This is a genomic window from Mesorhizobium sp. M1E.F.Ca.ET.041.01.1.1, from assembly GCF_003997355.1.
Lineage (GTDB): Bacteria > Pseudomonadota > Alphaproteobacteria > Rhizobiales > Rhizobiaceae > Mesorhizobium.
Map to the genome: position 1 here is coordinate 1 of NZ_RZSL01000553.1, position 3969 is coordinate 3969.

Annotated in this window: 3 protein-coding genes and 1 pseudogene; 1 reads left to right on the forward strand and 3 read right to left on the reverse strand. The window is 56.3% G+C overall.

The genetic code is table 11. The features are described 5' to 3' along the window. The 3 genes and pseudogenes from EOA38_RS29985 to EOA38_RS29995 form a co-directional block, all read right to left on the reverse strand. Positions 1-769, reverse strand: a 769-nt coding sequence (locus EOA38_RS29985) for an FAD-dependent oxidoreductase (RefSeq protein ID WP_145966122.1), incomplete at its 3' end; no start/stop codon positions are given. Positions 770-1334: 565 nt separating this feature from the next. Further along, entirely contained in the window at positions 1335-2657 is a 1323-nt protein-coding gene (locus EOA38_RS29990; protein ID WP_127300944.1) for an aminotransferase class III-fold pyridoxal phosphate-dependent enzyme, read from the reverse strand. 357 nt (positions 2658-3014) lie between these two features. Further along, a pseudogene (locus EOA38_RS29995) lies at positions 3015-3116 on the reverse strand (transposase); the annotation flags it as partial. 89 nt (positions 3117-3205) lie between these two features. Between EOA38_RS29995 and EOA38_RS30000 the strand changes: the two are divergent. Next, positions 3206-3688, forward strand: coding sequence for a winged helix-turn-helix domain-containing protein (locus tag EOA38_RS30000; RefSeq protein WP_127300945.1), 483 nt, complete (start codon positions 3206-3208; stop codon positions 3686-3688). Positions 3689-3969: the final 281 nt, after the last annotated feature.

A 3969-nucleotide genomic window follows, 5' to 3' on the forward strand; every position in this document is an offset into this window, starting at 1 on the left:
CCTCGCGCCCGTAAAACAAGTCGTCCCCTGACCGAAAGCTCGGCAAGTCGTTCGGAAGATCGGCAATAGCTTTCGTGACCACAAAGAAGTGCTCATTGGCCACAATCGGCAGGTCGAGCTGCACCATTTTCGCGATTTCCCGCGCCCAGATCCCTGCACAGTTGATGACTGTTTCACAGGTAATGGTACCATCCGGCGTCGTGACAGACCGAACACGGTCGCCAACCGCAATAGATGTCACCCGTTTGTTTAGCAATACCTTGGCGCCGCGGCTCTTCGCGATGCGGATCATCGCTTCAGTGTAACCGGTTGGATCCACGCGATACGAATCCGGGTTCCATAGTCCGCCGATGAGACCTTGCGGTGATACAATGGGAAGATACTCCAAGACTTCCTTGGGTGACAGCACATCTAGCTCGAGATTTGCGCTTCGCCCGTGCGCCGCGATGCGACGTATTCTCCCCATGCTGTCTTCCCTATGAGAGAAAACGACCCGTCCGATAGTCTTGCGACCAATATTTTGCCCAGAAATCTCTTCAATAACCTTGATCTCGTCTTGTGTATATCGGAAATTCCTGACAAAGGCCGGTACTTCACTGGTAGCCGACATGCTGGCTGCAGAGTGCCACGTGGTGCCGCTGCCGATAGCATTGCGCTCAAGCAAAACTACATCCGAGCACCCGTATTTGGTTAGGTGGTACGCGACGCTAGCGCCGATGACGCCTGCCCCGACGATAATCACTTGAGCATGAGATGGTAGCGTGGACAAATAGGTTTCCTTCAATCTGTGAGGGTTAGAAATATCGAGGGTAGTATATGGCAGAAAGCTTTAACGCCTCTATCCGGCATGTCACGCCGCTAATGATTATGCTGTCTTGTGGGATGTTATCGTTCAGCTCGAATGTTGGAATCGTTTTGGTTGAGCAGCCTATTCTTGAGTAATTAAGTTCACCCACAGAGCTATGCCATGGCGGATCGCGCTGTCTTTGAAGTCGAACTCGGAGTGGTGAAGAGGCGCTGATGGGCCATTTCCGAGAAAATGAACGCAGCCGTGCACGCTTCCAGCATGTAGGAAAAGTTTTCAGCACCCATGACGGGCTGCATCTGCCCTGAACCGCAGCCTTGGCGGCATCACCGAAAATCTTCGCCTGTGCGACGCGGTTTACGGATCGCATAGGAGGGCAAAGCCTGACGAAGCGCGTTGACAGTCGTGTGAATCCCACGGCATATGCCGCGCGCATCCGAGCATTATGGAAGGCATTGAGTCATTATGTCCGGCGAGAGACGTCCTCCGCTACTATTCTCAGTCGCCCGAGATACACGAGTTGAATGCATCAAAGGATTGCTGGTAGCTGGTGGTGGTGATCGTCCAGAAATCCAGCGAAGGCGTGGACAAAAGCCTCACACTCTTCGTCACTCGTGGCCAGTGAGAGATTGATAGTGCCTCGGCGGGGGACGCAAAATCCGCGCAACAGCATATCCCGGTGGGAAAGCTTCCTCTGTGCGGCGGTCGTTGTCACGGACGACGGATCCACCGGCGCCTTCGCCTGGAAGTGAAGCGACAGTACAGAGCCGTAACCGGTGACCGTAAAAGCAACGCCACGGCTGGTGGAGATCTCAAGAAGCTTGGAACGGAGGCAGTCCCCGCGGTCGTTCACTTCCATCAGCACTTCCGCGGTCGCCACTTTGGTCAGACCGGTGTATCCGGCGATCATGGTCAAAACATTGTTGTTAAATGTCCCGCTGTGCATTAGCGCATTCTGACTCGACGGGTCCATCCGGTCGATGAGGTCAGCGCGTCCGCCAAACGCACCGAAGGTAAGCCCACCTCCCAGCGATTTCCCAAGCGAGGTCAGATCGGGACGCACTTTGAAAACGTCCTGCAGGCCGCCAGGTGAAAAGCGTGCGGTGACAACCTCGTCAAAGATAAGTAGCGCGCCGAATTCGTCGGCCAGCTCGCGGAGGGCGAAGAGGAAGCTCCGCTCGGCAAGGATCCCGCCTCCGCTGCCCATCATCGGCTCGACGATGATCGCAGCAATGCGGTCCTTGTCAGTGACTAAGGCGCGCCTCGCGTCGTCCGCATCGTTGAAATCGGCAAAACGCATGTTGTTGATGTCGATATTCAGGCCAGCATTGATGTTCGTATAGCTCATCAGGCTGCCGTGATAGCCACCCTTGAATGCGAGGATAAGCGGACGTCCCGTAAGAGCACGTGCAAGGCTCATCGTCACAAGGTTGGCCTCGGTTCCAGAATTGCAAAACCGGACCCGTTCAATCGAGGAAAAACGGCCGCAGAGGGTTTCTGCCAAGGCGACCTCATGACTATGGGGACCACCGAAACTGATCCCGTTGTCCAGAGCCTTCCTAATAGCTGCAAAAATAATTGGATTGGAGTGGCCGTAGAACCCCGCGGTCATGTCATTGGTGAAGTCGATGTAGTCATGGCCATCAACATCGCGAACGTGGCTTCCAGACGCATTGTCGATAAATAGTGGGAACGGGTCGTAGTGAAGAACAGCCCGGGTATTGCCTCCGGGGAGAACGCGCCTTGCCAAGTCCCTGCAGCCACGACTCTTGGGATTAGCAGCGTGGTAACACACTTCTAGGTCCGCCAAAGCTTGATCAATGCCGCGAGATTTATACTGCGTGGAAACCATTATCTTTTCCTCGTCGGACCGGCCTAGGTTAAGTGGGCGCTTCCAGCACAGCACCCCGATGCGGGCGCGCACGTTGGGGTGCACTACGTTTGTCAATCTTTGCTAGGCCAGCGGACAGTGTGTTCGCAACTGGACCGGATTATGTCCGGCGCGCTATCTGTTATGCCGTTTGCACTACTACTAGGTTTTTGCGCCATGCCAGACTCTGGCGGTCTTACGGCTGCGGTTTATGCCTTGCTGGCGGGTCCAGGTGTATCTGGGTCTGCCAAACACGCGTGCAGACCTTGTCATCGGCGTTTTCAGAATGGTATGCCATAGGGAGGTCCGGTGACCGATGTGCACCGGCGAACAAAACGCATCGGTCGGCTGGCTGTCGTGAACGTCGAATATCTTGCGACGCAGATGGGCCAGGCAGGCAGCTTCTCGAATTTCGCCACCCTTATAGAGCTGGTTATAACCACTGGTACCAAAGGTCCTGGTTGGTGACTCTTTCGTGATTTTGGGGCGTTTGGAGGCCGTGGTTCCATATTGCCGAAGGAGAGTCGGCGATGGGATCAGCATTGAAGTTGCGGGGTGACTATTCGGCTGGCGAGCTTCGGCGGTTCGCGCGAATGTCGAAGGATGTGCGCCAGAGCAGCCGGCTGTTGTCGATCGGGGCGATTTTGGACGGGATGAGCCAGGCCGATGCGGCGCGGATCGGCGGGATGGATCGTCAGACGCTCTGCGACTGGGTGCACCGGTTCAATGCGGCAGGTCCCGAAGGCCGTCGCGTCTGTCGCCCGAGCAGCAAGCCGACCTGGCCGCAATCGTCGAAAAGGGGTCCGGACCGTGCTGTTGAGGGCGTCGTGCGCTGGCGACGCGTCGATCTGAAGTGCGTCACCAAGGATCGCTTTGGCGTGGACTACGACACGCGCTATATCGGCAAACTGCTGCACAGGCTTGGCTTCTCGCACGTCAGCGCACGTCCGCAGCATCCGGCACAGGACGCCACACATCGTCGGGGAATTCAAAAAACTGCCCGCGCACGCTGAAGGCGCATCTTTGCGACCTGAACGAAAGTGGATCTGTGGTTGCAGATGCTATGAGGGCGGAGATCGTCGAGAGTGGCGGATGTCCGACCTCATGCGAAGGAAGCCATCATGTCCTCGAATACAATTGACTACGAGAACGTCATCATCATCGCGATCGAACTCAGCCGATCGATATGGCTCGTTGCCGCCCGCTTGCCGGGGAGTGGAGAAGCCGCGGTTTCACAAGATCGGCGCTGGCGACACGGCCGCTCTCCTGTCGCATCTCTCATCATTGCAAAACC